The organism is Actinomyces haliotis (assembly GCF_015355765.1).
GTDB classification, from domain to species: domain Bacteria; phylum Actinomycetota; class Actinomycetes; order Actinomycetales; family Actinomycetaceae; genus Actinomyces; species Actinomyces haliotis.
Genome location: NZ_JACWNA010000013.1, coordinates 25,351 through 48,893 on the forward strand (window position 1 = coordinate 25,351; position 23,543 = coordinate 48,893).

A 23,543-nucleotide genomic window follows, 5' to 3' on the forward strand; every position below is an offset into this window, starting at 1 on the left:
TCGGGCCCGGCCCCCGGCGGCACCCGAAGCGTCGTCGGGCACGCTCAGCCGAGGGCGCGTGGGTGGCTCGTGGCGTAGACCTCGCGGAGCTGGTCGACGGTGACCTTCGTGTAGATCTGCGTCGTCGTCACCGAGGCGTGGCCGAGCATCTCCTGGACGACGCGCACGTCGGCACCCCCTGCGAGCAGGTGCGTGGCGAAGGAGTGACGCAGCGTGTGAGGCGAGATGTGGCGCTCGGCACTCGTCAGGTGGGCGCGCTCCGCGGCCTGCTGGAGGACGGCCCAGGCGCTCTGCCGGGACAGGGGCCGCCCCAGCGTGTTGAGGAAGACCTGTGGGACGCCCCTGCCCTTCTCGGCGAGCGCGGGCCGCCCCTGGACGAGGTACGCCTCGAGCGCGTCCCAGGCGTAGCCGCCCATGGGGACGATGCGCTCCTTGCGCCCCTTCCCGAACAGGCGCAGGCAGCCCGAGTCGCGGTCGAGGTCGTCGACGACGAGGCCGACCGCCTCGGAGATGCGGGCTCCTGTGGCGTACAGGAGCTCGAGGAGGGCGCGGTCGCGCAGGCTGACGGGCGAGTCGTCCACGCTCGCGGCCTCGAGCAGGGCACGGACCTCGTCGACGGTGAGGGCCTTGGGCAGGCGGCGCCCGACCTGCGGGGGGCGGACGGCGGCTGAGGGGTCCTCACGGGTGGCGCCCTCGGCAAGGAGGAACTTGTGCCACCCGCGCACGGCGGTCACGGTGCGAGAGGCCGAGGAGGCGGCGAGCGGCCGCCCGCCGTCCTCCCCGGTGCGCAGCGCCTCGGCGAAGGCGGTGACGTCGGCCTCGGTGACGGCGTCGGGCTCCGTGACGGAGCGGCTCGTGAGGAAGTCGGCGTACCTCGTGAGGTCGCGCTCGTAGGCGGCCAGCGTGTTGGGGCTCAGGCCCCGCTCGACGCGGAGGTGGGCGAGGTAGCCGCAAAGGGCGCGAGCGAGCGCGTCGCCGCGGGGGTCACCGTCGGCGCGTGCGGAGGACTGCTCCGAGCCCACCGCGGCCCTCACGCGAACTTGGCGATGAGGCCGAGGCCGACGATGGTGACGGCCCAGGTGATGGCGAAGGCGACGGTGATGCGGTCGAGGTTGCGCTCGGCGACGCCGGAGGAGCCGGCCGAGGAGGAGACACCGCCCCCGAACATGTCGGACAGGCCGCCTCCCTTGCCCTTGTGCAGGAGGATCGACAGGATGAGGAAGATGCTCGTGAGGACGAGGAGCACCTTGAGGATGATCGTGAGGACGCCCACGCGTGGTCCCTTCGAGGTTCGGATCCGCCTTGGGAGCGCGTCCCGGAGCGGTGTGTCTGAGCGGGACTCTACCCGACGGGTGCACCGGGGCCCGGTCACCTCGCGTGTGAGGTGACCGGGCCCCGGTCGCGCTGGTCCGAGGTGCGGGCGTGGCGTGGGGCCGCGTGCCGCACCGGGCCGGATCAGGCGTAGAAGTTGGCCATCTCCGAGAAGGAGTCGGCCTTGAGGGAGGCACCGCCGATGAGGGCGCCGTCGACGTCGGCCTGGGCCATGAGCTCCTTGATGTTGCCGGGCTTGGCGGAGCCGCCGTAGAGGACGCGGGTGGCGTCCGCGGTGGCGTCCGCGGTGGCGTCGCCGTAGTCGGCGCGGAGGGCCTCGCGGATCGCGCCGCAGACCTCCTGGGCGTCCTCGGCGGTGGCGGTCTCGCCGGTGCCGATGGCCCAGATGGGCTCGTAGGCGATGACGATCTTGGCGACGTCCTCGGCGCTCCAGCCCTTGAGGGCGGCCCGGATCTGGCCCAGCACGAAGTCGACGTGGGTGCCCGCCTTGCGGATGTCGAGAGCCTCGCCGCAGCAGAGGATCGGGGTCATGCCGGCGTCGAGGACCTTGCGGGCCTTCTCCCCGACGAGCTCGTCGGACTCGTTGTGGTACTCGCGGCGCTCGGAGTGGCCCACGACGACGTAGGTGCAGCCGAGCTTGGTGAGCATCTCCGTGGAGATCTCGCCGGTGTAGGCGCCGTTGTCGTGCACGGAGACGTCCTGGGCGCCGTACTTGATGTCGAGGTCGTCGGCGTCGACGATCGTCTGGACGGTGCGGATGTCGGTGAAGGGCGGGATGACCAGGACCTCGCACTTGGCGTAGTCGTGGTTCGCGTCCTTAAGGGCCATCGCAAGGCCCTGGACGAGGTGGTTGGCCTCGAGGTGGTCGAGGTTCATCTTCCAGTTGCCCGCCATGAGCGGGATGCGGTTCGACATGGGAACTCCTTGTGGTCTGAGGTGGGTGGGACTGCCGTCCGTCCGGCCGCCGTGGGACGGCCGGACGGCAGCGGTGTCAGTCCGCGAGGACGGCGATGCCCGGGAGGGTCTTGCCCTCGAGGAGCTCGAGGGAGGCGCCGCCACCGGTGGAGATGTGAGAGAAGGTGGACTCGTCGAAGCCGAGTGTCCGCACGGCCGCGGCGGAGTCACCGCCACCGATGACGCTGAAGGCGTCGGAGTCGGAGATGGACTGGGCGACGGCCTTGGTGCCGGCGGCGAAGGCGGGGAACTCGAAGACGCCCATGGGGCCGTTCCAGACGACGGTCTTGGAGGAGGCGATGGCGTCGGCATAGAGCTTCTGCGTCTTCGGGCCGATGTCGAGGCCCATCTGGTCGGCCGGGATCGCGTCGGCGTCCACCGTGGTGGCGGGGGCGTCGGCCTTGAACTCGGGAGCGACGACGACGTCGACGGGGACGAGGAGCTCGACGCCCTTCTCCTTGGCGGTCGCGAGGTAGCCCTTGACCGTGTCGATCTGGTCCTTCTCGAGCAGGGAGGTGCCGACCTCGTAGCCCTGTGCGGCGAGGAAGGTGAAGGCCATGCCGCCGCCGATGAGGAGGCGGTCGGCCTTGCCGAGGAGGTTGGCGATGACGCCGAGCTTGTCGGAGACCTTGGAGCCGCCGAGGACGACGGTGTAGGGGCGCTCCGGGTCGTTGACGGCCTTCGAGAGCGACTCGATCTCCTTGCCGACGAGGAGGCCGGCGGCGGCGGGCAGGAGCTTCGCGACGTCGTAGACGGAGGCCTGCTTGCGGTGGACGACGCCGAAGCCGTCGGAGACGAAGACGTCGGCGAGCGAGGCGAGCTCCTTGGCGAAGGCGGCGCGCTCGGCGTCGTCCTTGCTGGTCTCGGCGGCGTTGAAGCGGACGTTCTCGAGGAGGACGATCTCGCCGTCGGCGAGCTCGGAGACGGCCTTCTTGGCGGACTCGCCGACGGTGTCCTCGGCGAGGGTGACCTTGACGCCGGTGACCTCGGCGAGGCGCTTGGCGACGGGGGCCAGCGAGTAGTCGGGGTTGACCTGGCCCTTGGGACGGCCCAGGTGCGCGACGATGATGATCTTGGCGCCGGCGTCGATGAGCGTGCGCAGCGTCGGGAGGGCGGCCTGGATACGACCGTCGTCGGTGATGTTCTTGTCGGCGTCGAGCGGGACATTGAAGTCGGAGCGGACCAGGACGCGCTTGCCCTTGAGGTCGCCCAGGGACTCGATGGTCTTCATGAAACCTCTCATCGGTGGTGGTGGTTGCTGCTTCGGGTCGGGACCTGACCGCGGCGCCGTGCCGTGCTGACGGGGTCCCGTGACGACTGACGCCCGCGCACGCAGTGGCGTGCGCGGGCGTCAGTCTCGTCAGGTGCTCGCGGCGGAGCTGCTCACGGAAGTGGGGCTCTCTGCGCGCGTGCCTCAGGACGTGCTCAGGCCAGCTTGGAGCCGACGAGGGCGGTGAGGCGGACGAGGGCGTTGGAGTAGCCCCACTCGTTGTCGTACCAGGAGACGACCTTGACCTGGTCACCGGTGATCTTGGTGAGCTTGGAGTCGAAGATCGAGGTGTGGGAGTCGCCGACGATGTCGGTGGAGACGAGGTCCTCCTCGGAGTACTCCAGGACGCCCTCGAGCTCGCCCTCAGCGGCGGCCTTCATGGCGGCGTTGATCGCCTCGACGGTGGCCTCCTTCTCCGGGATGAAGGTGAGGTCGACGACGGAGCCGGTCGGGACCGGGACGCGCATGGCGTAGCCGTCGAGCTTGCCCTTGAGCTCGGGGAGGACCAGGGACACGGCGCGAGCGGCACCGGTCGAGGTCGGGACGATGTTCAGGGCCGCGGCGCGGGCGCGACGCAGGTCCTTGTGCGGGGCGTCGTGGATGCGCTGGTCACCGGTGTAGGCGTGGACCGTCACCATGAGGCCGGACTTGATGCCGAAGTTGTCCTGCAGGACCTTGGCGAACGGCGCGAGGCAGTTCGTGGTGCAGGACGCGTTCGAGATGATGTTGTGCTTCGCCGGGTCGTAGTCCTTGTCGTTGACGCCCATGACGAAGGTGGCGTCCTCGTTCTTCGCGGGGGCGGAGATGACGACCTTCTTGGCGCCGGCGTCGATGTGGGCCTTGGCCTTGGTGGCGTCGGTGAAGAAGCCGGTGGACTCGACGACGATGTCGACGTCGAGGTCGCCCCAGGGGAGGTTGCCCGGCTCGCGCTCGGCGAGGACGCGAATCTTCTTGCCGTCGACGATGATGTTCTCCTCGTCGTAGGAGACCTCGGCGTCAAGGCGGCCCGTGATGGAGTCGAACTTGAGGAGGTGGGCGAGGGTCTTGATGTCGGTCAGGTCGTTGACGGCGACGATCTCGAAGTCCGCGCCCTGCTTGCGGGCGGCGCGGAAGAAGTTGCGGCCGATGCGGCCGAAGCCGTTGATACCAACGCGGGTGGTCACTTTGTGTCCTCCTAGTGCGCCGGGTACGGCGCACGTATTCGTAACTCTGTGCACACGAGGTGTGCCCCGGAGCGGACGTAGACCCTGCGGTGCCCCGTTGCCGGGAACCACTCAGTCCCTGTCCTCTCCGACGCCCCGAGTCTAGCGTCACGCTGGTGTCACGGGCGAGCCCTGAGCACGCCACGGGCGAACACACGGAGCCCGTGCGGGTCCGCTGGGGCTCGTGCGACCGACGTTGCCGGACCAGACGGGACCGTGGTCCCACGGTCGCCGGCGCGCCGGCCGGCCCCGGGGCGTCACCCGACGACGAGGGCGGACCCCGCCGTCCCTTGACGTCGGGTCAGGGGACGCCGTCACGGGTCGTGGACCGAGTCTCAGAGGTCCAGCATGTCCTGGGTGAGGACTGACTCCGTGTCCGGGACGCCCGTCTCGTGGGCCTTCTTGTCCGCCATGGCGAGGAGCCGGCGGATACGGCCGGCGACGGCGTCCTTGGTGAGCTGGGGGTCGGAGAGCTGGCCGAGCTCCTCGAGGCTCGCCTGCTTGTGCTCGATGCGCAGCCGGCCGGCCTGGACGAGGTGCTCGGGGACCTCGTCGCCGAGGATCTCGAAGGCGCGCTCGACGCGCGCACCGGAGGCGACTGCCGCACGCGCGGATCGCCGCAGGTTGGCGTCATCGAAGTTGGCGAGGCGATTGGCGGTGCCGCGCGACTCGCGACGGGATCGGCGCTCGCCCCAGAGCTTCTGGGCCTCCGTGGCACCCATCCTCTCCAGGAGGACGCCGATGGCCTCGCCGTCGCGGACGACGACGCGGTCGGCGCCGCGCACCTCGCGCGCCTTGGCGGTGATGTCGAAGGTGCGGGCGCGGCCCACGAGCGCGAGCGCGGCCTCGGAGCCGGGGCAGGTGACCTCGAGCGACGAGGAGCGGCCCGGCTCGGTGAGCGAGCCGCGGGCGAGGAAGGCGCCGCGCCAGGCGGAGGCGGCGACGTTCCGCCCGCCATGGACGACGGACACGGGCATGCCGCGCACGGGGCGGCCGCGCCCGTCGACGAGGCCGACGAGCCGGGCGAGGTCCTGGCCGCGGTCGCCCACGCGCAGGACGTAGCGGTTCCCACGGTGAAGGGACCCGCCCTGGACGACCATGACCTCGGGCTCCATCCCGTAGAGGTCCTTGAGCTCGCGGTGCAGGCGGCGGACGGCGCCGCCGTGGTCGAGCTCCGCCTCGATGACGATGCGGCCCGAGACGATGTGCAGGCCGCCGGCGAAGCGCAGCATGGTCGCGACCTCAGCGCGGCGCTGGGCCGCGTTCTCGGTGCTCACGCGTGCGAGCTCGTCCTTGACGGTGACCGTCAGCGACATGTCCTGGTCTCCTTGCGCTTCCTGGCTGGTGGGACGCTCGTCAGGGGCGGGCGTCCGCGGGGGCGTCCTCGTCGACGTCCCCGGCGACACCCTCGAGGGCGTCACGGAAGGCGGCGGCGAGTCGCAACGGGTCATGGTGGCACAGCCCGTCCCCCGTGCGCACCTGGCGCAGGAGGACGACGGCGCCCATGGACGCCGCGACGGCCTCGAGGTCGTCGACGTCCTCCACGGTCGAGGGGTCCGCGATGACGACGTCGAGACGCAGCTCCGGGGCGTACTCCCCCAGGACGCGCAGGTGGTCGGCGGCGGTCATCCCGTCGGTCTCCCCGTCCTGCCTGGCCAGGTTGAGGACGACGGCCTTGCGGGCCCTCGTGGAGACCAGGGCCCGCTGCATGGACGGCAGGATGAGGTGCGGAAGCACGGAGGTGTACCAGGAGCCCGGGCCGAGGACGACCCAGTCGGCGTCGTCGATGGCCCGCACCGCCTCGGGGTGGGCGTCGGCGTCGGCGGGAACGATCCCGACATTCTCCATCCGCCCGTGCGTCATCGCGACGGCCACCTGCCCGGTCACCCGCTCGCGCCCGTCGCCGTCGACGATGTCGGCCTCGATGACGAGGGGCTCGGCGCTCATGGGCAGCACGCGCCCGTGGATCGACAGGAGCCGGCCCACCCAGTCCAGGCCCTCGACCTCGTCGCCGAGGAGCTGCCACAGCGCGAGGATGAGGAGGTTGCCGAGCGCGTGGTTGTCGAGCTCGCCCTCCCCGTCGAAGCGGTGCTGGAGGACGTCGCGCCAGGTGAGGCCCCACTCGGAGCCGTCCGTGAGCGCGGCGAGCGCCATCCGCAGGTCGCCGGGCGGGAGGCAGTCGAACTCACGGCGCAGGCGGCCCGAGGAGCCGCCGTCGTCGGCGACGGTGACGACGGCGGTGATGCGGTGGGTGACGTGGCGCAGGGCCTGGAGGCTCGCGGCGAGGCCGTGCCCGCCGCCGAGGGCCACGACGGCGGGGCCCTCCTCGCCGCGGCGGGGCCAGCCGGAGGCGTCGAGCGTCGTCGCTCGGGGTGCGGTCATGGCCCGTCTCACTCCCGTCCGAGGTCGCGGTGCTGCGTGGACACCTTGTACCCGGCCTCGCGCAGGCGCGCCGAGATGCGCTCGGCGGAGGCCACGGAGCGGTGCTTGCCGCCCGTGCAGCCGACCGCGATGGTGACGTTGGGCTTCAGCTCGTCGATGTAGCGCGGCAGGATGGGGATGAGCAGGTCCGCGTAGGAGTCGACGAAGGTCGCGGCACCCTCCTGCCGGAAGACGTACTCGGCGACGGGGGCGTCGCGGCCCGTGAGGTGGCGCAGCTCCGTGACCCAGTAGGGGTTGGGTATGAAGCGGACGTCGAGGACGTCGTCGGCGTCCATGGGGAGCCCGTACTTGAAGCCGAAGGACATGACCGTGATGCGCAGGGCGAGCTCGGACTCGGTGGCGACGAGCTCGCGGACGCGGCGGGCCAGGTCGTGGACGGAGTAGTCGGTCGTGTCGATGATGTCGTCGGCGGTGCCGCGCAGGCCGGCGAGCAGCGTGCGCTCCTGCTCGATGCCGTCGAGGATCGAGCCCGTGCCCTGGAGGGGGTGCGGGCGGCGCGAGGACTCGAAGCGGCGGATCAGCGCCTGGTCGGAGGCGTCGAGGAAGATGAGGCGGACGTTGGTGCCGGCCTCGCGGACCTCGGTGAGGTAGCGCATGAAGTGGCTGAAGAACTCGCGGCTGCGGACGTCGACGACGGCGGCGAGGCGGTGGACGCCGGCACCGACGGTCGTCATCATGCCCGCCAGCGCCGGAAGCAGCTGGGGCGGGAGGTTGTCGACCACGTACCAGTCCAGGTCCTCCAGGGCCATCGCGGCGCGTGACCTGCCTGCGCCGGACATGCCTGTCACGATGATCATCTCGGGGCGCTGGGCCGGCGGCACCGGCGGGGTGGCCTCGTCGATGGCCGGGATGCCGAAGGGGACGGTGTCCGTGCGGGGACCCTCCTCGTCTGGACCGGACGCGCCGGAGCGGTCGGCCAGCCGGTCCTGGATGCTGCGGCGAGCGGGGGTGTGGTCCTGGGCGTCCATGGGCCAAGCATGGCACGGGTCACGGTCGCCTCGTCGCTAGCCTGGTGCCGTGAGCACCGAGACGCACTCCGCCCCCGTTCCCTCCTCCCCCGCCACCGTTGTGTCTCCCGGCACGCCCTGGACCACGTCGGCCACGCGGGTCGCCCTCCTGGGCTCGGGCGAGATCGGCAAGGAGGTCGCGATCGCCCTCATGCGCCTCGGCGTCGAGGTGACCGCCATCGACCGCTACGACGGCGCTCCCGCCCAGCAGGTCGCTCACAACGCCCTCACGGTCGACATGTCCGACCCCGTGGCGCTCACCGCCGCGATCCGCTCCACCGGCGCGAGCATCGTCGTGCCGGAGATCGAGGCGCTGGCCACCGACGCGCTCGTCGCGCTCGAGGAGGCGGGTGCGGTGCGCTGCGTCCCGACCGCACGGGCCGCCCGCCTCACCATGGACCGTGAGGGCATCCGCCGACTCGCCGCCGAGGAGGTCGGTGTGCCGACGAGCCCCTACGTCTTCGCCTCGAGCCTCGAGGACCTGCGTGCCGGCGTCGAGCAGGTGGGCGTGCCCTGCGTGGTCAAGCCCGTCATGTCCTCCTCGGGGCACGGCCAGTCGGTGGTGCGCTCCCTCGACGACGTCGAACGGGCCTGGTCCTACGCCGCCGAGGACGGTCGTGTGGACCGGGGTCGTGTCATCGTCGAGGGCTTCGTCGACTTCGACACGGAGATCACGCTTCTCACGATCCGCTCGCGCGACCCCGAGACCGGGGAGACGGTGACGAGCTTCTGCGAGCCGATCGGTCACCAGCAGGTCGACGGTGACTACGTCGAGTCCTGGCAGCCCCAGGCACTGCCGCCGGCTGCCCTGGAGCGGGCACGTGAGGTCGCGGGCGCGGTGACGGCGGCCCTGGGTGGCTGGGGCGTCTTCGGTGTCGAGCTCTTCATCGTCGGGGGCGAGGTCCTCTTCTCCGAGGTCTCACCCCGCCCGCACGACACCGGGCTCGTCACGCTCGCGAGCCAGCGGCTGTCCGAGTTCGAGCTGCACGCCCGGGCGCTCCTCGGGCTGCCGGTGGACACGTCCCTGCGGAGCCCCGGCGCGTCCGCGGTGATCAAGGCGCACGTGGAGTCCGCTGGGGGCGAGGGCGTCGTCTACGAGGGCGTTGCCGAGGCGCTCGCCGTGCCCGGCTCGGACGTAAGGATCTTCGGCAAGCCGGTGGCGCACGAGGGCCGGCGCATGGGCGTGGCCGTCGCTGCCGCGGACGACGTCGAGACGGCGCGTGAGCGGGCACGGGCGGCCGCTGGAGCGGTGCGCGTCGTCACCGCCTGACGACTGCGCGACAGACAGCGGGCCGGAGCCGCGCGAGGCGAGCCCCGGCCTGATCCGTGCCGACAACCAGTCAGCGGGTCAGGGTCGCCCCGTTGGAGGCGATGACGTCGCGGTACCAGCCGAAGGACTTCTTGCGGTAGCGGGCCAGGGTGCCGGTGCCGTCGTCGTTCCGGTCCACGTAGATGAACCCGTAGCGCTTCGACATCTGCGCCGTCGAGGCCGAGACCTCGTCGATGCAGCCCCAGCTCGTGTAGCCGAGCACCTGCGCCCCGTCCTCGATCGCCTCAGAGACCGCCACGAGGTGGTCGTTCATGTAGGAGATCCGGTAGTCGTCCTCGACGGTCCTCCCGTCGGGGCCACCGTCAACGAGGACATCCTTGGCACCGAGGCCGTTCTCGACGATGAAGAGCGGCTTCTGCCAGCGGTCCCAGTAGTCGTTGATGATGATCCGCAGACCCAGCGGGTCAATCTGCCAGCCCCACTCCGAGGACTCCAGGGTCGGGTTCGGGACACCGCCCATGAGGTTGCCCGGGCCGGGCTCCACGTGCTGGGTGCCGGTGGCGGCCATCGACATGTAGTAGCTGAAGGACACGAAGTCGACGGTGTTCTCCTTCAGGAGCGCCCGGTCCTCGTCCGTGACGTCAAGCTGGACACCGGTCTCGCGAAGCTTGCGCAGAAAGTAGCCGGGGTACTCGCCGCGGACGTGGACGTCGCCGAAGGCGTAGTTCTCGCGCTCGGACTGCTTGGCGGCCCACACGTCGCGCGGGTCGGGCGTCAGAGGGTAGAAGGGTGCCGCGATGAGCATGCAGCCCACCTTGAGACCCGGGTCCACCTGGTGGGCGGCCCTCGTCGCAAGGGCCGAGGCAACGAGCTCGTGGTGCATCGCCTGGTAGAGGTCCTGGTCGGTGAGCTCGTCCTTCGGTGTCGCGATGCCGCCGGAGGTGAAGGGGTGGAAGGCCAGGGAGTTGATCTCGTTGAAGGTGAGCCAGTACCTCACGCGCTCGCCCTACCTCTCGAAGAGGGTGCGGGCGTAGCGCTCGTAGAAGCCGATGAGCGCGCGGTTCGTCCAGCCGTTGTACGTGCGGGCGAGGTGGAGGGGGGTCTCGTAGTGACTGATGGTGACAAGCGGCTCGATGCCGTGCTTCTCGAGCTCGTCGAGAACGCGGTCGTAGTAGGCCAGGCCCTCCTCGTTCGGCTCGGACTCGTCCCCGTTGGGGAAGATCCGCGACCAGGCGATGGAGAACCGGAAGGTCTTGAAGCCCATCTCCGCGAAGAGGGCGATGTCCTCGGCGTAGCGGTGGTAGAAGTCGATGCCGACGAGCTTGAGGTTGTCCTCAGTGGGGCCCGCGGTGGGAGGCTCGATGATGCCGTGTGGGGTGACGTCCTGGACGGACAGCCCCTTTCCTCCCTCGTCGTAGGCCCCCTCGAGCTGGTTGGCGGCGGTGGCGCCGCCCCAAAGAAAGTCCTCGGGGAAGCTCGGGGTGAAGGCGCTGGTCCGCTCCTCGGTGCGCTGCGTGTCTGTCATGGTGCTGTGTCCTCTCTGCGACGGGGTTACTTCGAGACGATGAGGGCGGAGTCGCCGGCGGTGACGCCACTTCCCTCGCTCGTGGGTGTCACGGCCTCGTACCCGGCCGTGTTGGTGACGAGGAGCGCGGTCACGGGCGAGTAGCCCGCCGCGGCTATCCTGCCAAGGTCCGCGGTCACGAGCAGGTCGCCCGCGCTCACGTGCTGCCCCTTCTCAACCGCGACGTCGAATCCGTCTCCCTTCATGTTGACGGTGTCAATGCCGACGTGGACGAGGATCTCGGCGCCGTCGTCGGAGCGGATGCCGAAGGCGTGGCCGGTGTCGGTGGCGACGACGACCTCACCGCCGATGGGTGCGACGATCCGGCCGTCCGCCGGGTTGATGCCCACGCCGCGGCCCATGACGCCGGTGGAGAAGACCGGGTCGGGCACCTGGGACAGCGGGATGACGTGGCCCGAGACCGGCGCGCCGATGACGATGTCCGCGACGGGGAGCTTGTCGCTCACGTCTCCGCGAGCCGCAGGGCGTGCGGGCGCGGTGGAGTCGCCGTCGACGGCGCTGACCGGGATGCCCTCGGCCTCAGCAATGGTCTCGGCGGGCACGGCGGCGGCGGGTGGCACGGCAGCGATCTCGTCGTCCTTGACGCCGAACAGGAAGGTCAGGACGAAGGACACGACGCACGCGATGACGACGCCCGCGAACCACAGGGCGAAGTGCGGGGTGGCGAGGTAGGCGGGTAGACCGATGAGGGAGGGGAAGACCCCGGCCTGGTCGACGCGGCCGCCGGCGATCGCTCCCATGCAGCTGCCGATGGCACCGCCGACGATGCCGAAGTAGAAGGGAAGCTTGCGCGGGAGGTTGATGCCGTAGATCGCGGGCTCCGTGATGCCCGCGAGGAAGCCTGACAGCGCGGCCGGGCCGGCGAGCTCCTTCGTCTTGGAGTCCTTGGTCCGGATCATGACGGCGAGCGTGGCTGCTGCCTGGGCGAGGACGGCGGCCGCGATGGGGCCGTAGATGAGGGAGTAGCCGTTGGTGGTGATCTCCTGGGTCATGATCGGCACGAGGCCCCAGTGCAGGCCGAACATCACGAAGACCTGCCAGAAACCGCCGATGACGACGCCACCGAGCCACGGCATGGTCGTGAAGAGCCAGTGGACGCCGTTGGCGATCCCGTTGGCGACGATCGTCGTGGCCGGACCGATGGTGAGGAGCGTGAGCGGGACCATGATGAGGACCGTGATGAGCGGGGTCATGAAGTTGCGGAAGGCGCTCGGAAGGATTCGGGTGCAGAAGCGCTCGACGTGGCTCTGCACCCAGACGGCGACGGCGATCGGAAGAACTGAGCTCGTGTAGCTCATGATGACGAGCGGGATGCCGAGGAAGCTGTGGGAGCCACCGTCGTTCATCGCGATGATCGTCGGGTAGACGAGAGCGCCCGCGATCGCCAGCGCGGTGAACTGGTTGGCCTTGAAGTGACGCGCCGCGGTGACGGCGAGCGCGAGAGGCAGGACGTTCATGAAGGCGTCGGCGGCCGCGTACAGGACGATGTACGCGTCAGAGGTCGCGCTCATCCAGCCGAAGGTGACGAACATGGCGAGGAACGCCTTGAGCAGGCCCGTCCCCGCCAGGGTCCACAGGAGGGGCGAGGAGATGGAGGAGATGAGAGCGATGAAGGCGTCGAGCGGGTTGCGCTTGACTCCGTCGCCGGAGTCGTCGTCCCGCCCGAGGCCCGGCAGGAGCTTCATGATCTCGTCGTAAGCCACCGGCACGTCGTTGCCGATGACTACCTGGACTGGCCGCCGGACTGGACGACGGTGACGACGCCGCTCGTGGCCTTGATCGCGTCGGTGCGCGCCTTGGACTCGTCCTTGAGCGCGAAGCGCAGCCGCGTGGCGCAGCGGGACAGGGACCTCACGTTGTCCTGGCCACCCACCTTCTCCAGCAGGTCCGGCGCGAGCGCCGCGTAGTCGGTCTTTGCCATGGGATCCTCCTCGATCCGCGTGGGGTGCCCGGAGACGAAAAAAGACCCGAGCGGGCAGCGCGATGCTGCGGCTCTGGTCTTGCCCCTCGCGGGTCACAATCCTGGGGAGCCCCGGAGAGGATCCCTCTGGACCAGAGGGCTAGCGAGATCCCAGACGATCCGGGCTCCGACACTCTGTGTGTTGCGTCACCTACCCGCAGCTGACGCGGCCTGGAGGCGCGCCGTGTGGATAGTGAGGTACGCGAGCTCGTCGTCGGAGACCGTGAGTCCGAGGCGAAGAGCCAGGAGCTCACCGATCCGGCGCGCCGTCGTCGCCGCCGCGGGGAAAGTGGCGGCGACGGGACCGGCGACGACCGCCGCCGTGCCGTCGGAGACCTGGACGCCCTGGCGCGCGCGGACGAGGAAGTACCGCAGGTGCGTGGCGAACCGGGCCGCGTCGATCGAGTCCGGGTTGAAGCCTGGCCCGCAGGACTCCCCCACGACGGCCATGACCTGGCCCAGGACCCGCGACTGCTCGACGGCCTCATGCGTCGATCGTGCGCCGACCGCGGCCGTGAAGAGGTGGAGCGCGAGCGCGGAGGCCTCGCCTCGCGGGAGACGGATGCCCGCGCCCGCGGCGCCGGCGGCGTTGAGCTCGTCGATCATCCGCTCGGCGAGACGGAGCTCCTCGGGGTGGAGGTGTGCCACCTCGGCGCGCAAGGGATAGTCCATCTCCAGACCCTGGCGTGCGCGCTCGATCACCTGGATGACGTGGTCAACCACCGCGACCACGGAGGACGAGGGCACGCTCGTGCCCAGGTCGCGGAGGGCCGCGCGGAAGATCCGCTCGATGAGGCCGATGCGCTCAAGCGGGATACCGGCAATCACCTCGCCGACGGACTCCGCCGACTGCGAGGGGACGTAGCGACGCTCCACCAGCGACTCGTCCACCGTGTGCCCGGGCTCCCTCTGGAACCCCACGCCCCGACCTGTCAGGACGGCCTCGCGCCCGAGCTCGTCGCGCGCGAGCACGACGTTGTTGTTGAAGACGCGGATTACCTGCACGGCGGCATTGGGTCAGGCAGTGGGAGCGGGTGTCTCTGCTTCGGATTCACCTCCTGGGGCGATGCCCCGCTCGGCCGGTGCAGGCTGCGCGTTGAGGTGCTCATGGATCGTCCCGGCGAGCGCGGGACCAATTCCCTTGACGGCGGCGACCTCCTCGACGCTCGCGGCACGGATCCTCTTGACGGAGCCGAGCTCCTTGAGGAGGGCGGCCTGGCGGGCCGGGCCGAGCCCCGGGATCTCGTCGAGGACGGATCGGGTCATGCCCTGGGAGCGCTTCTTGCGGTGGTGGGTGATGGCGAAGCGGTGAGACTCGTCGCGCAGGTGCTGGAGCAGGTAGAGAGCCGGTGAGGTGCGCGGGAGGACGACGGGGAACTCGTCGCCCGGTACCCAGACCTCCTCGAGGCGCTTGGCGAGGCCGACGAGCGGGACGTCGACACCGAGCTCGTCGAGGACGGCGCGGGCGGCGTTGACCTGGGGCAGGCCGCCGTCGACGACGACGAGGCTCGGCGCGTACGAGAAGCGCTTGGCGCGGCCGGTCGTCGGGTCGACGGGGCCCGAGACGAGGGGCACGCCGTCGTCGTCGACCGGCGCCTCGGACGGGACCTCGCCGGCGAGGATCGCCTCGGCCGCCTCCCGCCCGGCCTCGCCGGCCTGGGCGCCCTGCTCGGCGAGGAGCCGCTTGAAGCGGCGGGTGAGGACCTCGTGCATGGCGGCCGTGTCGTCTGTCGCTCCGTCGCCGTTCTCGCCGCGGACGATGAAGTGACGGTAGTCGGCCTTCTTAGGGGCGCCGTCCTCGAAGACGACCATGGAGCCGACCTGGTAGGTGCCCTGGGTGTGCGAGATGTCGTAGCACTCGACGCGCAGGGGCGCCTCGGGGAGCTCGAGCGCCTCCGCCAGCTCGTCGAGCGCCTGGGACCGCTGGGTGAGGTCGCCAGCGCGGCGAGTCTTGTGGAGGCGCAGAGCCTCCTCGGCGTTCTTCCGGACGGTCGCCATGAGCGCGGCCTTGTCACCGCGCAGGGGGACGCGCAGATCGACCTTGGCGCCGCGCAGTCCGGTGAGCCAGGACGAGACGGCTGGGGCGTCGTCGGGCATGACGGGCACGAGGATCTCGCGCGGCACGGCGGTGGTGGCGGTGTGCGCGACGTCGTCGACGCTCGTCGCTCCGCTGGAGTAGTCCGCCCGGTGGCGGCGGTCGGCGCCCGTCTGTCCGGAGGTCCGGGCGAGCGGCGAGGAGGGGGCGCGCCCGCCGACGCCGAGCGACGTGGTGGGGCCGGAGCGCTCCGGGGCTCCGACGGCGGCCGGTGCCCTTCCGGCGCCCGTGTCGCGGGCGGACTCCTCGCCGGAGGGGTCGAGCAGGTCGGCGTAGGCCTGCTGGAGGAGGCGCTCGACGAGGTCGGCGTCGGTAGCGTCCTCGGGGGTGTCGATGACCCAGCCGCGCTGGCCGCGCACGCGCCCGCCGCGGACGTGGAAGACCTGGACGGCGGCGGTGAGCTCGTCGCGCGCGAGGGCGAAGACGTCGGCGTCGGTGGCGTCGTCGAGCACGACGGCGTTCTGCTCGATGACCTTCTTGAGGGCCGCGGCGTCGTCGCGCAGGCGTGCTGCCTTCTCGAAGTCGAGGGCCGCGGCAGCAGCCCTCATCTCGGACTCGACCTCGCGGAGGTAGGGGCCGGTGCGACCGGCGAGGAAGGCGCACAGGTCCTCGGCGAGGACCTTGTGGTCCTGGGGGCTGATGCGGCCGACGCAGGGGGCGGAGCACTTGTCAATGTAGCCGAGCAGGCAGGGGCGGCCGGAGGCGTGTGCCCGCTTGAAGACGCCCGAGGAGCAGGAGCGGACGGGGAAGACGCGCAGGAGCTGGTCGAGGGTGTCGCGGATGGACCAGACCTGGACGTATGGCCCGAAGTAGCGCACGCCGGGGCGCCGCGCCCCGCGCACCACCTGGGCGCGCGGGTAGGTCTCGTTCATCGTGACCGCCAGGTACGGGTAGGACTTGTCGTCCTTGTACATGACGTTGAAGCGCGGGTTGAACTCCTTGATCCAGGAGTACTCGAGCGCGAGGGACTCGACCTCGGTGGCGACGACCGTCCACTCGACGGCGCACGCGGTGGTCACCATCTTCTGGGTGCGCGGGTGGAGGGCGGCCAGGTCCTGGAAGTAGTTGGCCAGTCGCTGGCGCAGGTTCTTGGCCTTGCCGACGTAGATGACGCGGCCCTCGGCGTCGATGAAGCGGTAGACGCCGGGCGACGTGGGGATCTCCCCCGGCGCGGGGCGGTAGGTGGACGGGTCGGCCATGGTGCGAGCCTAGGGCTCTCGGCGGGGTGCCACCGCCACGGGCGCGGGCGGGGCGCGCTCGGCGAACGGCCGTCCCTTGACCGGCTGGTCGGATAGCGTGGGGGGCATCACTGCCGCTCCCCCAACCGGCTCCAGTCCCTCGGCCCTGCATCGCCCGGCAGCGCTGCCCCGTGCGCTCTGCCTCCCTCGGCCGGAGCGCCTCGCGCTGGTCGCGGTCGACATGGACGGCACCTTCCTCCGGCCGGACAGCACCTTCGACCGACCGCGCCTCGCGATGCTCCGTCGGCGGATGCGCGAGGACGGTGTGCGCTTCGTCGTCGCCTCCGGCAACCAGGAGGCGCAGCTGCTCGGCTTCTTCGAGGGCGAGGAGGACGGCGCCTTCATCCTCGCCACTCAGCCGGCCGACATACGCGACTGCCTCGCCTTCTACCTCCCGAAGTACGAGACCGTCGGGACCGCCTCGGACCTCACGGTGAGGCGGATCGACAAGGGCTCGATCGTCCAGCGCGAGGGCGTCGACCCGGCTCTCGTCGAGGAGCTCGTGAGCGCGCTGGAGGGAGTGATGGTGCCGGTCGCATCGGGACACGACTGCGTGGACGTCATCATGCCGGGACGCCACAAGGTCTTCGGGCTCGGCGTGCTCCTCGAGCACTCGGGTCTCGCCTGGGAGCAGGTGGCCGCGTTCGGCGACTCGGCGAACGACGTCGAGATGCTGGAGGCAGCCGGGACGGGCGTCGCCATGGCCGGGTCGTCCGAGCTGGCCCTCGCTGCCGCCGACGCCGTCGCACCGGACAACGCTGAGGACGGCGTGCTCGCGGTCCTCGAGCACTGGTTCGCGGACCAGGCCGCCCCGGCCCGTCCGTGACGGATGGGGATCGGGTGGCCTCCCGGGTCGCTCAGGACCCCTCCTCGTCCTCGAGGCGCTCCGGGTCCATCCCGGGCACCTCCTCGACGGGCCGCTCGATGCGCTCGCCGTGCCGGCTTCCGGGGACGAGGTCCGCGAGGAAGGCGTACCGCGTGAAGGGCGTGCCGTCCTCAGCGGTCTCCAACGCGTCGAAGGACGCCGTGCGCATCTGCGTGGCCAGGTCCGCGAACCGCTTGACGAAGTCCTCGGCCACGTCCTCGGGAAGCCAGAGCGCGCCGTCGATGTGGAGCTGGGGACCGAGCTCCGCGTGCTGAGCCGCGGACACGGTCTCCGCGAGCTGGGCGTAACGAGTGCGTTGCGCGGCACCCGCGGCCTCGGCGGGGGAGCCCGTCTCTCCCTCGGTGCGGATCCCCCTCTGAGGTGCGGCGTACCAGTGGTCCCGCGCCGTTGAGCCCTCCGGTCCCTCGACGTCGATGACGTAGCCGGCGTCACGGAGCTTGCGCACGTGGTAGCTGATCGAGTTGGCGGGCTCGCCCAGGATCTCCGCGAGGTCGGCTGCGCGGAGCGGACGGTTCGCGTCCCACATCTCGTCGAGGATCTGGAGTCGGAGCGGGTGCGCGACAGCGCGCATGACGGCGGGATCAGCAACCTTTCGAGCCATGGCAGGAGTGTACGGAGCCGAGCCCGATGACCCAACACGTCATGCGCAGCCCGTCTTGCGCGCTCTCTCTTGCTGGTTCGTGGACGTGCCCCCCGGCTGGCCGAGGTGTCAGGAAGGGACGTCGCCGCCCCGGCCGCGGGGTCCCGGTCTGCCGACGCAGTGGTGAGATCGAGTCATTCATTCCCACCCGCGTAGCACGAAGGGCCCGGTTCCGTAGAACCGGGCCCTTCGAGGTGGTGGGCGATACTGGGATCGAACCAGTGACCTCTTCCGTGTCAGGGAAGCGCGCTCCCGCTGCGCCAATCGCCCGAGGTGGGTACCGGATTCGAACCGGTGTAAACGGCTTTGCAGGCCGGTGCCTAACCTCTCGGCCAACCCACCAGTGAGACGGCCGGGAAGCTGGGAGGCCCCGGCCCCTCGGAGCGGATGACGGGACTCGAACCCGCGACCCTCACCTTGGCAAGGTGATGCTCTACCAACTGAGCCACATCCGCATGCGTTCCAAGTGGTTCAAGCGAACCGCTCGGTGCTGGGAAACAATAACACCCGTGTCACCCGGCGCCGCAAATCGCCTCCCGGTGATCCACCTCACCGGGTCGTCATTTGCCGGAGACCGACGCCCCTGGATAGCCTGTCCCCCGCACCGGGCGATTGGCTCAGGGGTTAGAGCGCCTCGTTCACACCGAGGAGGTCACTGGTTCGATTCCAGTATCGCCCACCGGTTGCAGGAAGGCCCGGACCGCGAGGTCCGGGCCTTCCGCGTGCTCAGCGAGGGCGCGTCATACTCGCGTGCCGTCTTCGATGACGCCGGGAGCACCATCGGCGGACACGGTCGCGTCACCGGCGGCGACGACGTCGGCCCCGAAGGTCCACTCGCCCTCGACGGTGAGGCTCGTCGCGTCCTTGAGCGACGGAGCTCCCTTGGGGAACCGCGCCTCGAAGTCATTGATCTTCTTGTAGTGGTCCGGATCGAGGCTCACCGTGCAGGCCTTGTCCGGGACCATCTGGAGCAGGCCGTCCTCGTCCACCTCATAGGTGTCCGAGCGCAGGAGCAGGAGGTCGTTCGTCGTCTTGACCGGCAGGAAGCGGCTGCGCGGCACCTCGACGGCGGTGGCGCCCTCGAAGGCCTCGACGGCTGCCCCCATCGCGGTCTCGAGCTGGAGGACCGGCGTCGACGAGGAGTCGCCCGGGTCCACGGTCTTGGAGTTCTTGATGAGGGGCAGACCGAGGATGCCCTTGCGCTCGATGAGGGTGTCCCGCAGGACCACGAGGTCGAACCAGAGGTTGTTCGTGTGGAAGAACGGGTGGCGGAACTGGTCGGTGAAGTAGTGCATCTCGTCGACGGGGGTCTGGGCGGTGTCCCGCAGGATGATGCGGCCGTCGGACTTGCGCACCGCGAGGTGGCCGCCCTTGACGTCCGCCGGGGTGCGGCGGCAGAGCTCGGGCGCGTACGGGGCCCCGGAGGCGGCGAACCAGCCGGCCAGGCGAGCCGACGGTGCGGCGCCGAGGTTGTCGGAGTTGGAGGTCATCGCGTAACGGAAGCCACGCTCGATGAGGGCGTCGAGCACGCCGGAGGCGACGAGCGCCGTGTAGATGTCGCCGTGGCCGGGCGGGCACCACTCGAGCGAGGGATCGGCGTCCCAGGTGACGGGGGTGAGGTCGTCGGCACGGAGCTTGGGCTCGCGGTTCTGGAGGAAGTCGAGCGGGAGCCCGTCCACCTCGATGCCCGGGTGCTCGGCGAGGGCGGCGAGGGTGTCCTCACGGGTGCGGAACGAGTTCATGAAGATGAGCGGCAGCTCGACGTCGTAGCGCTTGCGGGCGGCCATGACCTGGTCGACGAGGAGGTCGAGGAAGGACTTGCCGTCGCGCACCGGCAGGAGGGACTTCGCCTTGTCCATGCCCATCGAGGTGCCGAGGCCACCGTTGAGCTTGATGAGCACCGTCCTGGAGAGGGCCTCGCGTGCCTGCTCCTCGCTGATCTCGACGTCGTCGATGGAGTCGACCTCGGTGAGGGGATCGATCGTGTCCTCGGGGATGAGGCCGGTGGCGCCCTCCTCGAGAGCCTTGTAGTAGTGGCTGAAGACGTCGATGGCCTGCTCGGCGACGCCGGCGTCGCGCATCTTGGTCTGGGCGGCAGTGAGTCCGTTCTCGCTCATGGGCTCAGGTTACGTGCTCGCGCTGTGCGTGGGCTGTCTGCCGGCTGGGCCGACGCGGCTCGGCGCCTGGGCTCCCCAAGGTGGCGTGGTGGCGCCCGTCTCCGCACGGGGCGGTCTCCCCCTGTCGGCTCGCACCGGTCGCCCGTAGCCTCCCGGCAAGGACGCCCCCCATGTCCAAGGAGCCCCCGATGCCCCCGAACCCCGTGCCTCCCACCGCCGCCGACCTCGACGAGGTCGTGCGTCGTCTTGCCGTCATCGACCAGAAGATCGACTGGGTCGCGCGCCGTGTCGCGCTGCCCCACGCACCGGGCGGTCCCGACTACTCCACGTCGGCCGTCGCTCGCACGTCCGCGGCAGACCGTTCTCGACTCGCGGACGCTGGTGGGACTGCCGGGTCGAGCCCGACCGGCCGTCCGCCCGCCGTGGCCCCGGTGAGGACGCGCCCGGCGGCGTCCCGGGCCCTCCCGCTCGCGGAGGCGCCGTCAGCACTGAGCACCTCGTCTGATGGCACCGGCATGGCGACCGCCGAGCGACGGCAGCGGCCAGTGGGGCGAGCGCTTCCGGCCGCCGAGCCGCTGAGGTGCCGTCCGTGCCCGCAGACCGCGCGCCGGCACGGTCGGAGTGGACCGCCCGGGGGCGGGATGCCCCTCATCCCACCCCCGGGCGGTTCCGCGTGAAGATCCGCCTCAGCGGCCGGCGTGCTCCCTGGCCCGCTCGAGGACCGGCGCCAGGAACTGACCGGTGTACGACTCGGGAACGGCCGCGATCTGCTCGGGCGTTCCCGTGGCGACCACGGTGCCGCCGCCCTTGCCGCCCTCGGGCCCCATGTCGATGACGTAGTCGGCGTTGGCGATGACGTCGAGGTTGTGCTCGATGACGACGACCGAGTTGCCCTTGTCGACGAGTCCCTGGAGGACCTCGAGGAGCTTGCGGATGTCCTCGAAGTGCAGCCCCGTCGTCGGCTCGTCGAGGACGTAGATCGTCCGGCCCGTCGAGCGGCGCTGGAGCTCGGTGGCGAGCTTGACGCGCTGCGCCTCACCACCGGAGAGCGTCGTCGCCGACTGCCCGAGGCGGACGTAGCCGAGCCCCACCTCCACGAGCGTGTTGAGGTGGCGGGCGATGATCGGCGTGGCGGCGAAGAAGTCCGCGGCCTCGTTGATCGTCATGTCGAGGACGTCCGCGACCGTCTTGTCCTTGTAGCGGATCTCGAGGGTCTCGCGGTTGTACCGCGCGCCCTCGCAGACCTCGCAGGGGACGTAGACGTCCGGGAGGAAGTTCATCTCGATCTTGAGGGTGCCGTCGCCCTTGCACGCCTCGCAGCGCCCGCCCTTGACGTTGAAGGAGAAGCGGCCGGGGCCGTATCCGCGGACCTTCGACTCCGGGACGGAGGCGAAGATCTTGCGCACGTGGTCCCACACGCCCGTGTAGGTGGCGGGGTTGGACCGCGGGGTCCTGCCGATGGGCGACTGGTCGACGTGGACGACCTTGTCGAGGTTCTCGAGCCCCTTGACGGTCTTGTGGCGTCCCGGGACTCCGCGGGCGCGGTTGAGGCGGTTCGCGAGGACCTGGTACAGGATCGCGTTGACGAGGGAGGACTTGCCCGAGCCGGACACGCCGGTGACGGCCGTGAGGACGCCGAGCGGGAAGGTGACCGTGACGTCCTTGAGGTTGTTCTCGCGCGCGCCGACGACGGTGAGCTCGCGGCCCTTCTCGCGCTTGCGGCGTGTCGCCGGCACGGTGATCTCACGGCGCCCGGCGAGGTAGTCCCCCGTGCAGGAGCCCTCGGCGGTGAGGAGGCCGGCGACGTCGCCGGCGTAGACGACCTCGCCGCCCTTCTCCCCCGCGCCCGGACCGATGTCGACGATGTAGTCCGCCGAGCGGATCGTGTCCTCGTCGTGCTCGACGACGATGAGGGTGTTGCCGAGGTCGCGGAGCTTCTCGAGGGTCTCGATGAGGCGGGTGTTGTCCCGCTGGTGCAGGCCGATGCTCGGCTCGTCGAGGACGTAGAGAACGCCGACCAGTCCGGAGCCGATCTGCGTGGCGAGCCGGATGCGCTGCGCCTCGCCGCCGGAGAGCGTGGCGGCGCCGCGAGACAGGCTGAGGTAGTCGAGGCCGACGTCGACGAGGAAGCCGAGCCGCGCGTTGATCTCGGTGAGGACGCTGCCGGCGATCCGCTCGGCCTGGCCGGTGAGCTCGAGGTCCCGCAGGAAGTCGCGCGACTCGTTGATGGGCAGGTCGGAGAGCTCGGCGATGGACAGATCGCCGACGCGCACGGCGAGGACCTCAGGCTTGAGACGGGTGCCGTGGCAGGCCGGGCACGGGACCTCACGCATGTAGCCCTCGTAGCGCTCGCGCGAGAGCTCGGACTCGGTCTCGTCGTGCTTGCGCATGACGTAGTCGAGGACGCCCTCGAAGCCGGTCGAGTAGACGCGCTCGCGCCCCCAGCGGTTGCGGTACTTGACCTTGACCTCGTAGTCCTTGCCGCGCAGGATCGCCTCCTTGGCGCGCTCTGGCAGGGCTCGCCACGGGGTGTTGACGTCGAAGGCGAGCTCCTCGCCGAGCGCCTTGAGGGTGCGGGTGAAGTGCTTCTGGTGGCCGGTCCACGGGGCGATGGCGCCCTCGGCGAGGGTGAGCTCCTCGTCGGGGACGACGAGCTCGGGGTCCACCTCGAGCCGGGTGCCGATGCCGGTGCAGACGGGGCAGGCGCCGTAGGGGGCGTTGAAGGAGAAGGTGCGGGGCTCGATCTCGTCGAGCTGGAGCGGGTGCTCGTTGGGGCAGGCTCGCTTCTCGGAGAAGCGCTGCTCGCGCTCCGGGTCGTCCGCGTCGAGGTCGACCTTGTCGATGATGACGAGGCCGTCCGCGAGCCCGAGGGCGGTCTCGACGGAGTCGGTGAGCCTCTGGCGGACGTTGTCGCGGACGACGAGGCGGTCGACGACGACCTCGATGTCGTGCTTGAGCTTCTTGTTGAGGGCGGGCACCTCGCCGAGACGGTGGGTCTCGCCGTCGACGCGGACGCGGGAGAAGCCGCGGCCCTGGAGCTCCTCGAAGAGCTCGGTGTACTCGCCCTTGCGACCGCGGACGACGGGAGCGAGCACCTGGAAGCGGGTGCCCTCCTCCATGGTGCGGACCTGGTCGACGATCTGCTGCGGGGTCTGAGAGGAGATGACGGCGTCGCACACGGGGCAGTGCTGGACGCCGGCGCGCGCGTAGAGGAGGCGCAGGTAGTCGTAGACCTCGGTGACCGTGCCGACGGTGGAGCGGGGGTTGCGCGAGGTGGACTTCTGGTCGATGGAGACGGCCGGGGACAGGCCCTCGATGAAGTCGACGTCCGGCTTGTCCATCTGGCCGAGGAACTGGCGGGCGTAGGAGGACAGGGACTCGACATAGCGGCGCTGGCCCTCGGCGAAGATCGTGTCGAAGGCGAGGGAGGACTTGCCGGAGCCGGACAGGCCCGTGAAGACGATCATCTCGTCGCGCGGCAGGTCGAGGCTGACGCCCTTGAGGTTGTGCTCGCGGGCGCCGCGGATGATGAGGGAGTCATTCAC

At 70.5% G+C, this 23,543-nt stretch carries 17 protein-coding genes, 4 tRNA genes and 1 pseudogene; 3 read left to right on the forward strand and 19 right to left on the reverse strand.

The features are described 5' to 3' along the window. Positions 1-44 precede the first annotated feature (44 nt). The 8 genes from xerD to rapZ form a co-directional block, all read right to left on the reverse strand. Positions 45-1,034, reverse strand: a complete 990-nt coding sequence (xerD, locus tag IXW69_RS07220; protein WP_194785679.1) for a site-specific tyrosine recombinase XerD — start codon at positions 1,032-1,034, stop codon at positions 45-47. Then, entirely contained in the window at positions 1,031-1,273 is a 243-nt protein-coding gene (gene secG, locus IXW69_RS07225) for a preprotein translocase subunit SecG (RefSeq protein WP_067943184.1), read from the reverse strand. Before secG ends, xerD begins: the two co-directional genes overlap by 4 nt. 182 nt (positions 1,274-1,455) lie before the next feature. Next, positions 1,456-2,247 carry a triose-phosphate isomerase gene (gene tpiA, locus IXW69_RS07230; protein WP_194785680.1) on the reverse strand — a complete coding sequence of 264 codons (792 nt, stop codon included), beginning with the start codon at positions 2,245-2,247 and terminating at the stop codon, positions 1,456-1,458. Between the two features lie 76 nt (positions 2,248-2,323). Further along, a complete protein-coding gene (locus IXW69_RS07235) occupies positions 2,324-3,517 on the reverse strand; it encodes a phosphoglycerate kinase (RefSeq protein ID WP_194785681.1) in 1,194 nt (397 codons plus the stop codon). A 194-nt stretch (positions 3,518-3,711) separates the two neighbouring features. Continuing rightward, complete coding sequence (gene gap, locus IXW69_RS07240) at positions 3,712-4,719, reverse strand: type I glyceraldehyde-3-phosphate dehydrogenase (RefSeq protein WP_194785682.1); 1,008 nt, start codon at positions 4,717-4,719, stop codon at positions 3,712-3,714. Positions 4,720-5,093: 374 nt separating this feature from the next. Continuing rightward, on the reverse strand, positions 5,094-6,074 hold the full coding sequence (gene whiA / locus IXW69_RS07245; RefSeq protein ID WP_194785683.1) for a DNA-binding protein WhiA: 981 nt from the start codon (positions 6,072-6,074) through the stop codon (positions 5,094-5,096). 40 nt (positions 6,075-6,114) lie between these two features. Continuing rightward, positions 6,115-7,140 (reverse strand): gluconeogenesis factor YvcK family protein, encoded by a 1,026-nt coding sequence (locus IXW69_RS07250; protein WP_194785684.1) that lies wholly within the window; start codon positions 7,138-7,140, stop codon positions 6,115-6,117. 8 nt (positions 7,141-7,148) lie between these two features. Next, complete coding sequence (rapZ, locus tag IXW69_RS07255; RefSeq protein ID WP_194785685.1) at positions 7,149-8,168, reverse strand: RNase adapter RapZ; 1,020 nt, start codon at positions 8,166-8,168, stop codon at positions 7,149-7,151. Between the two features lie 49 nt (positions 8,169-8,217). Here rapZ and purT point away from each other — a divergent pair, with 49 nt between their 5' ends. Next, a complete protein-coding gene (gene purT, locus IXW69_RS07260) occupies positions 8,218-9,477 on the forward strand; it encodes a formate-dependent phosphoribosylglycinamide formyltransferase (protein ID WP_194785686.1) in 1,260 nt (419 codons plus the stop codon). Positions 9,478-9,547: 70 nt separating this feature from the next. Here the strand turns inward: purT and IXW69_RS07265 are convergent. The 5 genes and pseudogenes from IXW69_RS07265 to uvrC all read right to left on the reverse strand — a co-directional run bounded on the left by IXW69_RS07265 (position 9,548) and on the right by uvrC (position 16,316). After that, a pseudogene (locus IXW69_RS07265) lies at positions 9,548-11,002 on the reverse strand (glycoside hydrolase family 1 protein). Positions 11,003-11,028: 26 nt separating this feature from the next. Beyond that, entirely contained in the window at positions 11,029-12,765 is a 1,737-nt protein-coding gene (locus tag IXW69_RS07270) for a glucose PTS transporter subunit IIA (protein ID WP_323745226.1), read from the reverse strand. Between the two features lie 20 nt (positions 12,766-12,785). Continuing rightward, a complete protein-coding gene (locus tag IXW69_RS11635; protein WP_228525025.1) occupies positions 12,786-12,983 on the reverse strand; it encodes a PTS transporter subunit EIIB in 198 nt (65 codons plus the stop codon). Between the two features lie 186 nt (positions 12,984-13,169). Beyond that, positions 13,170-14,027, reverse strand: coding sequence for a CAT RNA binding domain-containing protein (locus IXW69_RS12055; RefSeq protein ID WP_194785687.1), 858 nt, complete (start codon positions 14,025-14,027; stop codon positions 13,170-13,172). Between the two features lie 12 nt (positions 14,028-14,039). Beyond that, positions 14,040-16,316 (reverse strand): excinuclease ABC subunit UvrC, encoded by a 2,277-nt coding sequence (uvrC, locus tag IXW69_RS07280; protein ID WP_194785688.1) that lies wholly within the window; start codon positions 16,314-16,316, stop codon positions 14,040-14,042. A gap of 220 nt (positions 16,317-16,536) precedes the next feature. Between uvrC and IXW69_RS07285 the strand changes: the two genes are divergently transcribed. Beyond that, on the forward strand, positions 16,537-17,181 hold the full coding sequence (locus tag IXW69_RS07285; protein ID WP_228525027.1) for an HAD hydrolase family protein: 645 nt from the start codon (positions 16,537-16,539) through the stop codon (positions 17,179-17,181). A gap of 31 nt (positions 17,182-17,212) precedes the next feature. On the opposite strand, the gene IXW69_RS07290 is transcribed toward IXW69_RS07285, so the two are convergent. From IXW69_RS07290 to IXW69_RS07305, 4 genes are all read right to left on the reverse strand, one after another. Next, positions 17,213-17,842 carry an ArsR/SmtB family transcription factor gene (locus tag IXW69_RS07290; protein WP_194785689.1) on the reverse strand — a complete coding sequence of 210 codons (630 nt, stop codon included), beginning with the start codon at positions 17,840-17,842 and terminating at the stop codon, positions 17,213-17,215. Between the two features lie 234 nt (positions 17,843-18,076). Further along, positions 18,077-18,151, reverse strand: a tRNA-Val gene (locus IXW69_RS07295). A 1-nt stretch (position 18,152) separates the two neighbouring features. Continuing rightward, positions 18,153-18,223, reverse strand: a tRNA-Cys gene (locus IXW69_RS07300). Between the two features lie 40 nt (positions 18,224-18,263). After that, positions 18,264-18,336 (reverse strand) — tRNA-Gly (locus IXW69_RS07305). 151 nt (positions 18,337-18,487) lie between these two features. Between IXW69_RS07305 and IXW69_RS07310 the strand changes: the two genes are divergently transcribed. After that, a tRNA-Val gene (locus IXW69_RS07310) sits at positions 18,488-18,560 on the forward strand. 61 nt (positions 18,561-18,621) lie between these two features. On the opposite strand, the gene IXW69_RS07315 is transcribed toward IXW69_RS07310, so the two are convergent. Both IXW69_RS07315 and uvrA read right to left on the reverse strand, forming a co-directional pair. Then, positions 18,622-19,998: a UTP--glucose-1-phosphate uridylyltransferase gene (locus IXW69_RS07315; RefSeq protein ID WP_194785690.1), complete on the reverse strand. Its 1,377-nt coding sequence runs from the start codon at positions 19,996-19,998 to the stop codon at positions 18,622-18,624. Positions 19,999-20,684: 686 nt separating this feature from the next. After that, positions 20,685-23,543: an excinuclease ABC subunit UvrA gene (gene uvrA, locus IXW69_RS07320; RefSeq protein WP_194785691.1), complete on the reverse strand. Its 2,859-nt coding sequence runs from the start codon at positions 23,541-23,543 to the stop codon at positions 20,685-20,687.